Source organism: Kutzneria buriramensis (assembly GCF_003387475.1).
In the GTDB taxonomy this organism is placed as follows: Bacteria; Actinomycetota; Actinomycetes; order Mycobacteriales; family Pseudonocardiaceae; genus Kutzneria; species Kutzneria buriramensis.
The window spans coordinates 23,933-36,764 of sequence record NZ_QUNO01000026.1 but is presented as its reverse complement, the minus strand read 5'-3'; the positions used below and the strand labels follow the sequence as shown (position 1 = coordinate 36,764).

The 12,832-nt window shown below is 66.8% G+C and carries 17 protein-coding genes; 8 read left to right on the top strand and 9 right to left on the bottom strand.

Going from position 1 to position 12,832, the window contains the following annotated elements; all coding sequences use genetic code 11:
- The first annotated feature begins 135 nt into the window (after positions 1-135).
- The 5 genes from BCF44_RS57075 to BCF44_RS48575 are packed head-to-tail and all read left to right on the top strand — an operon-like array spanning position 136 to position 3,983.
- Positions 136-483 carry a hypothetical protein gene (locus BCF44_RS57075; RefSeq protein ID WP_211353585.1) on the top strand — a complete coding sequence of 116 codons (348 nt, stop codon included), beginning with the start codon at positions 136-138 and terminating at the stop codon, positions 481-483.
- Positions 484-512: 29 nt separating this feature from the next.
- Positions 513-1,697 (top strand): NAD(P)/FAD-dependent oxidoreductase, encoded by a 1,185-nt coding sequence (locus BCF44_RS48590; protein ID WP_116181385.1) that lies wholly within the window; start codon positions 513-515, stop codon positions 1,695-1,697.
- Positions 1,698-1,718: 21 nt separating this feature from the next.
- A complete protein-coding gene (locus BCF44_RS48585; RefSeq protein ID WP_116181384.1) occupies positions 1,719-1,913 on the top strand; it encodes a ferredoxin in 195 nt (64 codons plus the stop codon).
- 19 nt (positions 1,914-1,932) lie between these two features.
- Positions 1,933-3,141 (top strand): cytochrome P450, encoded by a 1,209-nt coding sequence (locus BCF44_RS48580; RefSeq protein WP_116181383.1) that lies wholly within the window; start codon positions 1,933-1,935, stop codon positions 3,139-3,141.
- Positions 3,142-3,161: 20 nt separating this feature from the next.
- A complete protein-coding gene (locus BCF44_RS48575) occupies positions 3,162-3,983 on the top strand; it encodes an SDR family NAD(P)-dependent oxidoreductase (RefSeq protein ID WP_116181382.1) in 822 nt (273 codons plus the stop codon).
- A gap of 96 nt (positions 3,984-4,079) precedes the next feature.
- On the opposite strand, the gene BCF44_RS48570 is transcribed toward BCF44_RS48575, so the two are convergent.
- From BCF44_RS48570 to BCF44_RS48545, 5 genes are all read right to left on the bottom strand, one after another.
- The gene (locus BCF44_RS48570; RefSeq protein WP_147328964.1) at positions 4,080-4,448 is read right to left on the bottom strand and encodes a hypothetical protein; all 369 of its coding nucleotides are present in this window, start codon (positions 4,446-4,448) and stop codon (positions 4,080-4,082) included.
- A 685-nt stretch (positions 4,449-5,133) separates the two neighbouring features.
- The gene (locus tag BCF44_RS48560; protein WP_147328963.1) at positions 5,134-5,355 is read right to left on the bottom strand and encodes a hypothetical protein; all 222 of its coding nucleotides are present in this window, start codon (positions 5,353-5,355) and stop codon (positions 5,134-5,136) included.
- Positions 5,356-6,006: 651 nt separating this feature from the next.
- Positions 6,007-6,252, bottom strand: coding sequence for a hypothetical protein (locus tag BCF44_RS48555; protein ID WP_116181378.1), 246 nt, complete (start codon positions 6,250-6,252; stop codon positions 6,007-6,009).
- Between the two features lie 247 nt (positions 6,253-6,499).
- Positions 6,500-6,802, bottom strand: a complete 303-nt coding sequence (locus BCF44_RS48550) for a hypothetical protein (RefSeq protein ID WP_116181377.1) — start codon at positions 6,800-6,802, stop codon at positions 6,500-6,502.
- Between the two features lie 173 nt (positions 6,803-6,975).
- Complete coding sequence (locus tag BCF44_RS48545; RefSeq protein ID WP_342775744.1) at positions 6,976-8,337, bottom strand: condensation domain-containing protein; 1,362 nt, start codon at positions 8,335-8,337, stop codon at positions 6,976-6,978.
- Here BCF44_RS48545 and BCF44_RS56205 point away from each other — a divergent pair.
- Positions 8,314-8,454: a hypothetical protein gene (locus BCF44_RS56205; RefSeq protein ID WP_170218160.1), complete on the top strand. Its 141-nt coding sequence runs from the start codon at positions 8,314-8,316 to the stop codon at positions 8,452-8,454. The two genes, BCF44_RS48545 and BCF44_RS56205, sit on opposite strands and share 24 nt — an antisense overlap.
- A gap of 44 nt (positions 8,455-8,498) precedes the next feature.
- Here BCF44_RS56205 and BCF44_RS59380 read toward each other — a convergent pair whose 3' ends face one another.
- Positions 8,499-8,891: a condensation domain-containing protein gene (locus tag BCF44_RS59380; protein ID WP_379799418.1), complete on the bottom strand. Its 393-nt coding sequence runs from the start codon at positions 8,889-8,891 to the stop codon at positions 8,499-8,501.
- A gap of 656 nt (positions 8,892-9,547) precedes the next feature.
- Here BCF44_RS59380 and BCF44_RS48535 point away from each other — a divergent pair.
- Both BCF44_RS48535 and BCF44_RS56200 read left to right on the top strand, forming a co-directional pair.
- Entirely contained in the window at positions 9,548-9,841 is a 294-nt protein-coding gene (locus BCF44_RS48535) for a hypothetical protein (RefSeq protein ID WP_116181374.1), read from the top strand.
- A gap of 73 nt (positions 9,842-9,914) precedes the next feature.
- Positions 9,915-10,082, top strand: a complete 168-nt coding sequence (locus tag BCF44_RS56200; RefSeq protein WP_170218159.1) for a hypothetical protein — start codon at positions 9,915-9,917, stop codon at positions 10,080-10,082.
- 208 nt (positions 10,083-10,290) lie between these two features.
- On the opposite strand, the gene BCF44_RS48530 is transcribed toward BCF44_RS56200, so the two are convergent.
- The 3 genes from BCF44_RS48530 to BCF44_RS48520 are packed head-to-tail and all read right to left on the bottom strand — an operon-like array spanning position 10,291 to position 12,813.
- Positions 10,291-11,301 carry an ABC transporter substrate-binding protein gene (locus tag BCF44_RS48530; RefSeq protein WP_116181373.1) on the bottom strand — a complete coding sequence of 337 codons (1,011 nt, stop codon included), beginning with the start codon at positions 11,299-11,301 and terminating at the stop codon, positions 10,291-10,293.
- Complete coding sequence (locus tag BCF44_RS48525; protein WP_116181372.1) at positions 11,298-12,047, bottom strand: ABC transporter permease; 750 nt, start codon at positions 12,045-12,047, stop codon at positions 11,298-11,300. The genes BCF44_RS48530 and BCF44_RS48525 overlap by 4 nt, the downstream gene beginning before the upstream one ends.
- Complete coding sequence (locus BCF44_RS48520) at positions 12,040-12,813, bottom strand: ABC transporter ATP-binding protein (RefSeq protein WP_116181371.1); 774 nt, start codon at positions 12,811-12,813, stop codon at positions 12,040-12,042. Before BCF44_RS48520 ends, BCF44_RS48525 begins: the two co-directional genes overlap by 8 nt.
- Between the last annotated feature and the right edge of the window lie 19 nt (positions 12,814-12,832).

Sequence of the window (12,832 nt, the reverse complement as noted above, 5' to 3'; positions counted from 1 at the left end):
CCGGGCAGGCGCCACCGTCGTGGTGTAGCGGACTACACCACGCATTTGGGTGTGCGCCCCCTCGTTCCGGCCGGCCGTCGGCGGCATCGTTTTCCACATCGAAACCACACCAACAGTCCCGAAAGGACGCACCCCGTGAAGACCTTGGTCTCCTGGCTACTCGGGTTCGCCTTCGTGTTCGGCCTGCTCGGCACGCTGTCCGTCGGCCGCCTGATCCCCGACCCCACCCAGCAGACCATGGCCAGCGTGACGATGGTGCTGGTCTCGCTGGTGGCGGGCTCGCTGCTGGCTCGTCGGGAGCCGATCAAGTCGTTCCTGACCTCCCGGCCGGTGCTGTGGTTCCTGTTCCTGTTCAACGTCACCTCCGGCGTCCTGGTCTACCTGCTCGTCGGCGGCGTCCAGGGGCTGATGACCGCCATCGGGCTCGGTGTCGTCGGCCTCGGCGCCGGCTCCGGCCTCGTGCTGCGCCGCCGGACGGCCTGACCTGCACCCACGAACCCTCGGGAGAGAGCATGAACACCCCCGCCAGCGTTCTGATCGTCGGCGCGTCGGCGGCCGGCCTGTCCACAGCGGAATCGCTGCGGCGTGGTGGATATCGCGGCCGGCTGACCCTGCTGGGCGCCGAGCCGCACCTGCCCTACGACCGGCCGCCGCTGTCCAAACAGGTCCTGGCCGGTCAGTGGGAACCCGAGCGGGCGCAGCTGCGGTCGTCGGCAGCACTGTCCGACCTGGACGCCGAGTTCGTGCTCGGCGATCCGGCCATCGGCCTAGACGCCGCGACCCGGACCGTGCAAACCGCGTCGGGACGCGTGCTGCGAGCCGAGTCGATCGTGCTCGCCACCGGCGTCCGCCCCCGCGCACTGCCCGAAACGGCAGACCTGGCCGGTGTGCATGTCCTGCGCACGCTCGGCGACACTCTCGCGCTCCAAGTGGACCTGGCGCAGTCGAAGCGGCTCGTGGTCGTCGGCGAGGGTGTGCTCGGCGCGGAGATCGCCGCTACCGCCCGCACGCTGGGCCTCGACGTAACGATGGTCGGCCCGCAGCCGGCGCCGATGTTCAGCCAGCTGGGCCCGATGGTCTCGAGCCTGCTCGGCGACGTACACGCCGAGTACGGCATCCAACTCCGGCTCGGCACGGGCGTCACCGCGCTGACCGGCCGTCGGAGCCGGGTCGCGGGGGTGCGCCTGGACACCGGTGAGGAACTGCCGGCGGACGTCGTCGTGGTGGCCATCGGCGGCATCCCCAACACCGACTGGCTGTCTGGAAGCGGCCTGACGTTGGACAACGGCGTGGTCTGCGACTCCCGTTGTCGCGCTGCGGAAGGAATCCACGCCGTCGGCGACGTCGCCCGCTGGCAACATTACGATTCCCTGCTGAGGCTGGAGAACCGTACCAACGCTATCGAGCAGGCGTCCGTCGTGGCCGCCAACATCCTCGGCGCCGACCGGCCCTACAGGCCGATCCCCTACTTCTGGACCGACCAGTTCGACGCCAAGATCCAAGTCCACGGGACGCCGCGTGCCGACGCCAACGTGACCATTGTGGACGGTGACATCGCAAGCCGCCGTTTCGTGGCCCGGCACAGCGTGGCCGGCCGTCCCGTCGCCGTCGTCGGCTGGAACATGCCGAAGCAGACCCGCCTGCGCCGCCAAGAGATCGTCGACGCGACCGCCGGGCTCGTCCCGACCGGCCGCTGACCCAACCATCGGGAGAAGACCATGAAGGTCAGCATCGATCAGAGCAGGTGCGTCGCGGCCGGATCATGCGTGGCCGCCGCGGCCGCCGTGTTCGACCAACGGGACGAGGACGGCATCGTCGTCCTGCTCAACGCCTCGCCACCCGCCGACCTGGCCGACGACGTCCGGCAAGCCGCCGCCGTCTGCCCCGCCCTGGCCATCACCATCGAAGACTGATCGTCCACAGGAGACCGACATGACCGAGGCACTGATCGAGTTCCCGTCCGCCCGGGCCACCGGCTGCCCCTTCGCTCCCCCGCCCGACCAGCGCGCGGTCGCGGCCGCGCGACCACTGTCGAAGGCACGGATCTGGGACGGCAGCACGCACTGGTTCGTCACCGGCCACGCCGAGCAACGGGCCATCCTGTCCGACCCCCGGGTCAGCATGGACGAGAAGCGCCCCGGCTTCCCGCACCAGAACCTGAACATGGCGCAGACCACCGACCACCGACCGCCGACTATCTTCAACACCGACGCACCCGAACACACCCGGTTCCGCCGGCTGATGACGCCGCCGTTCACCGTCAAGCGCGTGGCGGCCTTGCGCCCGGGGATCCAGCGTTACACCGACGAACTCATCGACGCCATGCTCGCCGGCCCGAAACCGACCGACCTGGTGGACGCCCTGGCCTTGCCGCTGCCGACGCTCATGATCAGCGAGATGCTCGGCGTGCCCTACTCCGACCACGAATTCTTCCAGCTCCACGCGGTCGTCGCCGTCGACCGCAACGCCACCGCCGAGGAGGGCGCCCGGTCCAGTGCGGAACTCGGCGGCTACCTCGCCCAGCTGATCACGGAGCGGGTCGAGACGCCGGGCGAGGGCTGGGTGTCCGACATCGCCGAGAAGGTCCGGGGAGGCGAGGTCACCGTGGCCGAGGCCGCCCAGATGGCCGTGGTGCTGCTGATCGCCGGGCACGAGACCAGCGCGAACATGATCGCGCTCGGCACCCTCGCCCTGTTGCAGAACCCCGAGCAGCTGGCGGTGTTCCGGGACAGCGACGACCCGAGGGTCACTGCCGACGCCGTCGAGGAGATGCTGCGCTACCTGTCCATTGCCCAGCACGGGCTACGCCGCATCGCCACCGAGGACATCCAGATCGGCGGCGAGGTGATCCGCGCCGGCGACGGCATCATCGTGCCGCTGCCGATCGCCAACTGGGACCCGCAGGTCTTCCCCGTACCCGAGCGGCTCGACCTGCATCGGCAGGCTCGCGCGCACCACGCCTTCGGGTTCGGCATCCACCAGTGCGTCGGGCAGCAGCTGGCCCGTGCCGAACTGCAGATCGTCTACAGCACGCTCTACCGCCGCGTGCCCACCCTGGCGCTAGCCACCGAGCTGGACCAGATCGAGTACAAGACCGACCACTTCGCCTACGGCGTCACCGCGCTGCCGGTCACCTGGTAACCACCCGAAGGAGCCATGACATGAGCAACGAGCTGTCCGACAAGGTCGCGATCGTCACCGGCGGCGCCTCCGGGATCGGCCGCGCATCGGTCGAGACGTTCCTGGCCGAAGGCGCCCGGGTGGTCATCGCCGACATCAACCGCGAGCTCGGCGAATCCGTCGCCGCCGAGCTCGGCCCCGATGCGCTGTTCAAGCACACCGACGTCGCCGACTCCGAACAGCTGGCCGACCTGGTCGCGTTCACCGTGGAGAGCTTCGGCGGCCTGCACGTCATGTTCAACAACGCCGGCATCCCCACCGCCATGCGCGGCAACTTCCTGGACGACGACTTCGCCGACTTCGACCGCATCATGGCCGTCGACCTGCTCGGCGTCATCCGCGGCACACAGCACGCCGCCCGGCACATGGCCGCCAACGGCGGCGGCTCGATCATCAACACCACCTCGATCGGCGGCGTGCAGGGCGGCACCGGCGAATTTGCGTACCGGGCCGCCAAGGCCGGGGTCATCCACTTCACCAAGTGCGCCGCCATCGACCTCGGTCGTTACAACGTCCGCGTCAACACCATCGCGCCCGGCGCCATACCCACTCCGATCCTGGGTACCGCCACCGCTCACCTGCCCGACAGCGATTCCGCTGTGCGTCAGCTCCGTGCGGTGATGAAGTCCATCCGTCCACTGGACCGCGAGGGCTCCCCCACCGACATCGCGCACGCTGCCGTCTACCTAGCCAGCGAGCGGTCCGCGTACGTCACCGGCACCGTACTGCCGGTCGACGGCGGCATCACCGCCGGGCTCGCGGGCAACGCCATGGCAGCCATCGAGCAGGAGCAACTAGCCTAGAATCTAGACGACAGCCCGGTCGCGGCAAACCACCGCAGCCGGTTGCCGCCCTGTTGGAAGGGGTGATGTTAACTTCCCCGTAACCGCCTGCGGTTCTCAGTCGAGCGCCCGGACCCGCACCAACTCGGCGACCGACAGCGGGCCCGAGCTCTTGATCATGGAGGCGCCCGTCTCGGACACGGTGAAGGCCCCGACCACCGCGCCCTGCCTGAAGATCGCCCGGAGGGCCTCCCTGCCCAACCCGTGGGCGGTTGCAGCGTAAGCATTCTTGGCGGCCTGGGCGGCAAAGATGATCGCGGCCTCTTCGAGCCCCGCGCAGCTCACCACCTTCTCAGGGGATGGCATGACCAACGGGGAGAGCCTTCCACCGATTGCGGGAATTTGCTCGTTGGCGGCGGCCTGAACGGATGTCATCATGGGGGAACGCTTCCTCTCGATCTTCAGCAGCCGCGACGGCCGCTTCACTGGCGACTCCGAGAGTACGGTTCGAGCCACGTGAGGGCCTGCCCGCGCAAAAGTTCCCGATTCTGTCGGACGACCTCGGGGGCGGGACACGCGACGCCGCGGCAACCGGCGTCGGATGGACCAACGCGGCCCCGGCTGATCCACTCGTGGTGGTCTCCGAGGTCCACCACCCGTTCACCACGATAGGCCCACTGGCACTCGCGATCTGATCCATACGCCCCGACCGGAAGATCTGCGACACACACCGCTCCGGCCTCCACCAACCAACGACGGCCTGGCGCTGAGCGTTCTGGTGGTCAGTGATCGAGGGCGGCGAGTCGGATGTCGGCCAATCGGCGCACCGACAGGTCCCCGCTCCGAGGGCCGTCTAGGAGCGGTTCCGTCCGGTCGACGCCGCCGTACCGGCGGTAGGCCTCGACGACCCCGATGCTGGTCAGAAACGCGGTGGCGAAGCCGGCGACCAGCGTTCGGACGATGGCACAGGTGACCGGCCCGGTCGACTGAGGCGCAAAATGGCCACCCTCGGTACCAAATTCTCCTCGATTGGCAGCGACAACGACCGGGGAATCGTCGGACCTGGACATCTTTCAACTCCTTTGCGAGGAGGAATTCAATTGGCGAATCAGTCGAAAAGGGAGGCAGAAGCGTCAGGACCTGTGGGCGCTGGATTCTGCCGGTCCGGGTGTCACAGGGAGTCGACCTTGGTGTTGAGAAGAAGTTCCACTGACCTGCTCCCGGCGCTGACGACGGGAAGGGCCGAGTCTACGATCAGGCGCTTGTGCCCGTGGTGCTGGTTGGCGAGATTGGCCCAGGCATTGGCTATGTATCCGGCGCAGGCGGCCACCGCGGCGCCCGCCCCGACCGCTGCCACCAGCACCGCGCACTCCGACATTGTCGGAGCAGCCACGTTTGTAAGGTAGCCTCCGCCCTCGAATCTGGTGGCGTTCGCCACGGTGACAACTCGTGCCCCGGCAGTAAGCATTGCTAATCCCTCGCATCAGTGATCTCGCCGATCCGGCGGCGTCGCGGCGTCCTGTGGTTGAAATCCCGTGAATGAGAGGCACTCTTCTTGCCTTACGGATGTCCCATTTTGCGGCGCTGACATACGATTGCACACGCTCGACTGGAAGCCAAGCGTGTTAGTTGCTTGTTCACTTCAGGTTCGGCTGCCAAGAGCAATCTCTGGTGATGTTGCTGAATGACGGGATGCGCGGCGCTCAAAAGTGCGGAAGCATATGCGCCGTTTGGTGGAGGCTGGTCGACGGAAGGGCAAACCAGCGCGAACGGCGTGTTCAGCCGGGTCGGCCGTGCCGCCTCGCCGATCAGTGTCGACGCATGCTACCCGCGGCGAAGACCGTGCCGAGCGACTCGTTGAATTACTTCTGGTCGAGCTTGGGATCTCCACTGGCCGAACCCGTTCGGCACGCGCTCGTTGACGCAGGGCGCCATCGATGTCGTCGATGGCGCCCTGCGTCAACTCACTGTGCCTGTAACCGTGACGACCGCTCCTCGCCCCGTGACGTACAGGTGAACCGTCGGGGGCTACCTCAAGATGTCGTTACCGAGGGACAATCGGGGGGAGTTCCAGCAACCCGGTCAGTGTGCTCTCGCCGTGCCAGTGCGACGACGTGTCAGTGTCGACGCGGTGCTTCCCGTTGACGCGTTGAATGGCGGTGGCGTTCAGATAGGTGCCGGCGGCGAAGATCGCCGCTTCGACAAGGTTCCAGGTGCACGCCGTCGGCTCTGCGGCCGAGGCCACAGCCAGGAGCGGAATATCGGTGGCCTCGGCTGCGGCGAGCTCCACTCGGTTCATGATCCACCATCCAGATTTTCTTGCGGTACTGTGCTGGCGCGCCGAGGTTACCTGCCGGAAAGCCGGTCCGGCATCGGTCAAAATAAGCAAGAAATCTTCGCAGATCGGTTTGATGGATAGCTGAACCCGGTCGACCAGGGTCGGACGAGCCGTAGCCCTGTGAGCCGTGGTCCCGGGCGCCGATCGATCGCGGGGGGCATGAACCCACCCTGTTCGCCGGCCTGGTTGGTGTGCCGGGTTACCACATCACGATGCGGGCGTCCAGGAGGTCGTGAACCGACATCGGGTCCGAGTCGTGCGTCACCGCGCGCCCTAATGAGCCTATGTAGCTGAGTCCGCCACGGTAATAAGCATCGACGAGGTGCCCGGCCCGGTAGGCGGCCAGTGCTGCGCGCGCCGCCACGCCGTCGCCATTGGCGGCGACGTTGGCCGCGACTAGGATCGCCCGCTCGAAGAACGCACAGGAGATCGGCAAGACGTCTGTCGGCATGTCGCAGGGAGTCGGCTCACTGGCCTGGTTGGCGTACTTCTCGATCAACATGGGCATGGTGTCCTTTGCTGGATTAACGGCCGATTTGACCTCCGTGCCGAACGTAGACGTTGGTTGGATGTTCGCGCCACATCAGTCGTGCTGCCGAGAGGTAATTCAACGTTTCCCCGAGCTGGCTCTGGGAGAGTTCTGACGATGGTTCTTCGGTTGATGGGTCCGAGAAACTATCGGGCTCGGGCGTCTCGAGCCAGAAGCCCCAATTCGCGCAGCCAACACCCGACCAGGCTCTCGACGCGACCTTGTGACAGCAACCTCGACGGCCAGGTCCAGGTCGCGTTCACCTCGGGCCCGTCGGCGCTGTCGCGGACAATCACCGTCACATCGAGCACGTGCGTGCAGGCCAGGCGCATGTCCATGCCACTGGCCACGACCGCCGATTCCGGCGCCAGGGTCCAGTCACCGTCACCCGGCGCGGTGATCCGACCGAGGTAGCTGAAGGTGATCTGGGCCGAGGGCAGTGCCGCGAGCGTGGGGCCGGTGTCCGGGTTGAGCCAACGCAGCAGCCCGTAGTCCACGGGGTCGCCGCCGTGGACGTGATGGCCGCCGAGGCGCAAACGGACGGGGTGCACTGCGGTGAACCAGCCCACCGTTCGAGTCAGGTCCATCTCCGGATCGAGTTCGTCGCGGCCGTGCGTCTCCACATCCACCAGAAGGTGGTCCTGTCCGATCGCTCGGACTAGGGCGGTGAGCAGCACATCGGTGATCTGTGAGCCGGAGGCGGCGGGAGCGGTCTCGATCAGGCGCCCGGTCTGCTCCGGCGGTAGCGTGGCGTTCAGCGACCGCATGGTCGCCATGATGTCCAGAGTGGGATCCAACGGCCGGCAGTCCAGCCGACCACCGGCCCCGGCGCCGACTTCCAACCATCTGTTCAGGCCTGCGGTCGACCGAGCGCGTGCGGGTAGCGACCTGGCCCAGGTCTGGAAAGAGGTGCCCACCGGCCTGAGCGATCGTCCGGCCCACATCAGCGCGAGATCCGCCATCAGGATCCGCCACGACGCGCCGTCCACGACGAGTTGGTGCAGTGTCAGCAGCAGCCTGCTGCTCCGGTCGACGCCGCGATCGAACCAGGTCGCCCGCATCATCACACCGGCGGCGGGATTCAGCGCGGCGACGGCGATCCGGCTCTGCGTGGCCACGGCCTCGCAGAGACCCGAGTTGGCGATGCAACGCTGGAGGACGTCGCTCGCCCGGATCGCGCCCAGCGGCCGCACGCGAAGCGTGCCGCTCTCCAGTTGCGCTCGGAGCATGTCGTGGCGGCCGAGCAGGGTGTCGATCGCCGTGGTGATGTGCAGGACATCGACGCCCTTGGGCACGGTCAGCAACACCGATTGACTGAGGTGGTTGAACGAGCCGTCCCGGGCAAACAGCCAGTGCATCACCGGGGTGAGCGGCAGCTGGTTCACCGGGTCACCCACGACGGTCCCCCACGCGCTGCCCGCGACCTTCGCCAGCGTCTCGACGGCCTGGTGTTCGAACACGCTGCGCGGTGCCAGGACCACACCGTGCTGCCGGGCGCGGGCGATCAACTGGATCGCGATGACGCTGTCCCCGCCGAGTTAGAAGAACCCATCGTTCACTCGCGGTTCGTCGATCCCCAGCATCCCGACGAGGAGTTCGCACAGCTGCTTCTCCATTTCGTTTGACGGCTGCCCACCGGCCTTTGCCCGTGGAGCTGGCGGTCGCGCGATCAACCCGGCCGGCAGTGGTCAGTGGAAGCGCCGTCATGCGCACGAACGCCTCGGGGACCATGTGGCTTCCGTTCGCGGAGTTTGTCCTCGTCAACCTGTCCCCACGATGTAGGCGACCAGCCTCGGGTGACCGGAGCGCTCCTCGCGCCCTCCGTCGGAAACACCGTGCGCTGCGTCGCATTCCTGGTCGCCACGTCGGCGAGTGCGGCTTCGAGCGCGGCCCGGTCGAGCCGGCCGGTCAAGCGCAGCGAGAGCGGGATCGCGTGATCGGAGCCGGCCAGCCCGAGGTGATTGAGGAACCACACTCGTCGTTGCGCCGCGGGGAGCGGCACAGTCTCGGCCGTGGGCTGTCGTGCCAGCGCCAGACAGTCCCAATCCAAGTGGTACAGCATCGGTGCCAGCCGGGTGGGCGTACTCTGCTCGTACACGGTCCGCACCGGCAGTTCGACCTTCAGCGTCGCGGACCTTGGCGGTCAGTCGCATCGCGCGCGGCGAATCGCCGCCCAGAGTGAAGAAGTCGCCCGCAACGACGACACCGCATGTTCCAGCGAGTCGGTGAACAGTCCACACAGATCTCCTCCTGGGCGGTGCCGGAAAGGTTGTTACTGGGAGCGAATTCGGCGTGAGCGCGTCTGCTCGGGTCACCGTGCGCCGGCTAGGTTTCCCCTTTCCAATGCGGCTCAGGGATGTTTTGACGGGAGTTTCCCGATGCCGGTGACCGCTTCGTCTTCGAATGTCCATAATGGACGGAAGGTCGAGGATCGGCACCCGGTGTTGGCGTCACCGGTCGATCTCGTGCACGGTTCGTCCGCCCTGGCTGCGTCGAAGCGATCCTACGCGCGCGGAGCTATGGCGATGTGTGGAGGATTTTCTGGGGGATCGCGGATTCTCTTGTGTACGTTGGCGTCAGCACAGGTTCGCGACGGAAGGTTGAGTTAAGCCAGGACAGCCCCGCCGCGTTAACTTCCCGCATATGTGGAGTGTGCACCCTGGTTCGTCCGGGCAGGATCTGCAGCGTCCGCCAGTTCACCTAAAGTGAGGAAAGTTCATGAACCGCATCGAATGCTTCGCCGGGAGCATCGGCTCCGCCGTCCAGCCCTTGGAGATCGGTCACGACGTCGTCCAGCCGCTCACCTGCTTCGAGGAGGCTGTCGGCCTGGTTGCCCGGATCGGCAAGGCGGTGAAAAACGCCGAGCTCGCCATGATCCAGACCCCCGGCCGCCATGCCTTCGCCGGGTACGACCAGGGCGGCTTTCACCGCGTCGAGGAAGTCACGTCGTCCACGGCGCCGTCGGCACTGCTGTCCGCGGTGGACCTGATCGACATCGCCGCGCGGGTCTAGCCAACGAGACCGGACCGCGAATCTCGCGATGGCCGATGGACTGCCGACGATAACCAATGAACGGAGACCGCGAATGAATTCCATGGAGACCGCGGCCGAGCGGATGTCCACAGTGGGCGGCGAACTGCGTCCGCTCGAGGTGGTGTCCGCCCAGAAGCCGATGTCCTGCGTGGCGACCGCCATCACGCACTGTGCGGAGGGGCTCCGCCTTACTGCAGGCCGTCGAGAACGCCACGGCTGAGCGCCTTGCCAACCGTGTTGTGGCTCACCTGGCGCAGGGCGTCAAGGGGTACACCCCCGACACGGATGTTCAAGGCACCGCTGCTGTCTCGCTCGACGACCAGACGGCGATCGAGCTGCTGGGAATCGGTCGTCCTTCTCCTGACGTCGGATGACCTACAGTGATGGAAGCCCGAAGCCACCGGTTGGGTGGCTTCGGGCTTCTTCTACTACCGGGCCGGGAGGTAGTCGTTGGAGTAGGTGCTGGACAGGTCGATCTTCGCCTTGGCCACCTCGGAGTTGAATTCGGAGAGCACGGTGTAGGCGGCCTTGGCGCCGTCGGCGGGCATGACCCCGTCAGCGCTGAAGGATTCCTTGGCCCGGTCGATCGCCGTGACGTAGACGCCCGGGTCGCCCCCCGCGTATTCGGCCGGCATGGCCTGAGCGATCTCGGTGGCGGAGTGCTGATGGATCCACTGCAGCGCCCGGACCACAGCCTTGGCGAGCTTGCGGCTGGTGTCTCCATTGTGCGCCAACCAGTCCTGGCTGGCGTAGAAGACCGAGCCGGGGTAGCTATCCACGCCGAACTCCTGCTTGACGCCCGCGCTGGTTCGCGCGTCGGCGAGGATCCGCAGCTCGCCGGCCCGCTTCTGGAGCAGGCTGATCGACGGGTCGACCATCACCGCGGCGTCGACCTTGCCCTGCTGCATGGCGGCGACCGCGCTGGCATCGCCGCCCACCGCGAGGGTATGCGCGTCCGAGGCGGCCATGCCGTGCTTGACCAGCAGGTACTTGAGAAAGAAGTCGGTGGACGAGCCCGGTGCGGTCACCCCGACGTTGGCCCCCTTCAGATCCGAGATCGAAGTGATCTTCCTGCTGCTGTGGGGAGAGACGACCAGCGCGACGGACGGCAGCCGGCCCATGGTGACGAACGAGGTAACCCGCCGGCCCTTGGCCTGTAGTTGCACCGTGTGGTCGTAGTACCCGCTGGCCACGTCCACGCTGCCGCCCTGGACGGCCTGCACGGCGTTCGACCCGCTCTTGAGGTCCTGCAGATTCACCTGCAATCCCTCGTCGCGGTAGTAGCCGAGCCGGTCGGCCAGCGTCGTGGGCAGGTACACCAGCAGCGGCTGGCCGCCGATACCGATCGTGACCTTGGTGTCGCTTTCGAGTGGGTTCGACTGCTGGGCGCAACCGGTGAGCACCAGCGCCGCGAGCGCCACGGTCAGCAGACGTTTCATTGTTCCTCCGGTTTCCAACGCAACAGCTCTCGTTCGACCAGCCCCACGCCGAAGTCGACCAGCAGCACCACGACCGTCAGGACGGCGATGCCGGCGAACACACCGGTGGTGTCCAACGTTCCCTGGGCCTGGGAGATGAGGTAGCCCATTCCGGCGGCGGCGCCGAGGTACTCGCCGACCACCGCGCCGACCAGGGCGAAGCCGACGCTGAGATGCAAACTGGCGAAGATCCAGCTCAGTGCGCTGGGCAACATCACGTGCCGGACCAGTTGGGTCTCGGTGGCGCCCAGCATCCTGGCGTTGTCGACCAGTGCGCGCCGGACCTGGCGCACTCCCTGGTAGGTGTTCAGGAAGACGACGAAGAAGACCAGCGTCACACCGAACGCCACCTTCGACCACACGCCGAGTCCGAACCACAACAGGAACAGGGGAGCGAGCACGACCCTGGGCAGGGCGTTGAGAGCCTTGATGAAGGGGCTGAACACCGCTCCCAGGAACTTGACACGTCCAAGTGCGAGCCCGACGACCAGCCCCGCCGCCGTGCCGATCAGCAGCGCCAGACCGGCTTCGGTGAGCGTCACGCCCAGGTCTGCCCACATCGTGCCGTCGGCGAGCCATTGCTCGATTCGGCCGAGGACCGAGCTGGGCTTGCTGAAGAAGAACTCGTCGTAGCCGCCGAACTCCCAGTTGGCCAGGACGGCCAAGACGAGTCCGATTTGGACCAGTGGAATGAGCAGTCTACGCATAACCTCGGAGCACCTCGGCACGTAGGGCGGACCAGATCGACTGGTAGATCTCGCCGTACTCCGTCGACATCCTGGTGTCGATCGGATCGCGTGGCCTGGGCAGGCCGACCGGATAGCGTCCAAGGACATGGCTGGCAGGCCCGGCCGAGAGCACGATGACCTCGTCGGACAGTGTGACGGCTTCGTCGAGGTCGTGGGTGACGAACAGTACAGTCTTGCCGCTTCCGGTCCACAGCCGGAGCAACTCGCTGTGCATGATCTGCCGGGTTTGCACGTCGAGCGCGCCGAACGGCTCGTCCATCAGCAGGATGTCCGGCTCGGTGATCCACACCTGGGCCAGCGCGGTCCGTTTGCGCATACCGCCGGACAGCTCGTGCGGATAGCTGTTCGTGAAGCCCTCGAGCCCGACCCTGGCGGCCCACTCCGTGCTCAGGCGGGCGCGTTCCTTCTGACCGACACCATTGATCTGCAGTCCCAGCGCGATGTTGTCCTGGACGGACTTCCAGGGAAGCAGGGTGTCCTGTTGGAACAGATACCCTGCCGCGCGGTTGAGACCGCGTAGCGGCCGGTCCGCGACGAGCACCTGGCCCGTTGTGGGCGCGCAAAGACCGGCGACGCAGTTCAGGACGGTGGATTTGCCGCAGCCAGTGGGGCCCACTACCGAGACGAAACTCCCGGCGGGCACAGCGAAAGTGATGTCCGCGACTGCGGTGTATCCGCCGCCGAACGTCACGGTGACCGATTCGAGCGCGATCGCGTCGCGCACTCCGTCCACAGTGAACCTT

Excerpts from the sequence above, each read along its gene's own strand:
- BCF44_RS48590 (WP_116181385.1), top strand. The coding sequence starts at position 513 with ATGAACACCCCCGCCAGCGTTCTGATCGTCGGCGCGTCGGCGGCCGGC.
- BCF44_RS48585 (WP_116181384.1), top strand. The coding sequence starts at position 1,719 with ATGAAGGTCAGCATCGATCAGAGCAGGTGCGTCGCGGCCGGATCATGC.
- BCF44_RS48580 (WP_116181383.1), top strand. The coding sequence starts at position 1,933 with ATGACCGAGGCACTGATCGAGTTCCCGTCCGCCCGGGCCACCGGCTGC.
- BCF44_RS48575 (WP_116181382.1), top strand. The coding sequence starts at position 3,162 with ATGAGCAACGAGCTGTCCGACAAGGTCGCGATCGTCACCGGCGGCGCC.
- BCF44_RS48550 (WP_116181377.1), bottom strand. The coding sequence starts at position 6,802 with ATGTTGATCGAGAAGTACGCCAACCAGGCCAGTGAGCCGACTCCCTGC.
- BCF44_RS59380 (WP_379799418.1), bottom strand. The coding sequence starts at position 8,891 with ATGCTGTACCACTTGGATTGGGACTGTCTGGCGCTGGCACGACAGCCC.
- BCF44_RS48535 (WP_116181374.1), top strand. The coding sequence starts at position 9,548 with ATGAACCGCATCGAATGCTTCGCCGGGAGCATCGGCTCCGCCGTCCAG.
- BCF44_RS56200 (WP_170218159.1), top strand. The coding sequence starts at position 9,915 with ATGAATTCCATGGAGACCGCGGCCGAGCGGATGTCCACAGTGGGCGGC.
- BCF44_RS48530 (WP_116181373.1), bottom strand. The coding sequence starts at position 11,301 with ATGAAACGTCTGCTGACCGTGGCGCTCGCGGCGCTGGTGCTCACCGGT.
- BCF44_RS48525 (WP_116181372.1), bottom strand. The coding sequence starts at position 12,047 with ATGCGTAGACTGCTCATTCCACTGGTCCAAATCGGACTCGTCTTGGCC.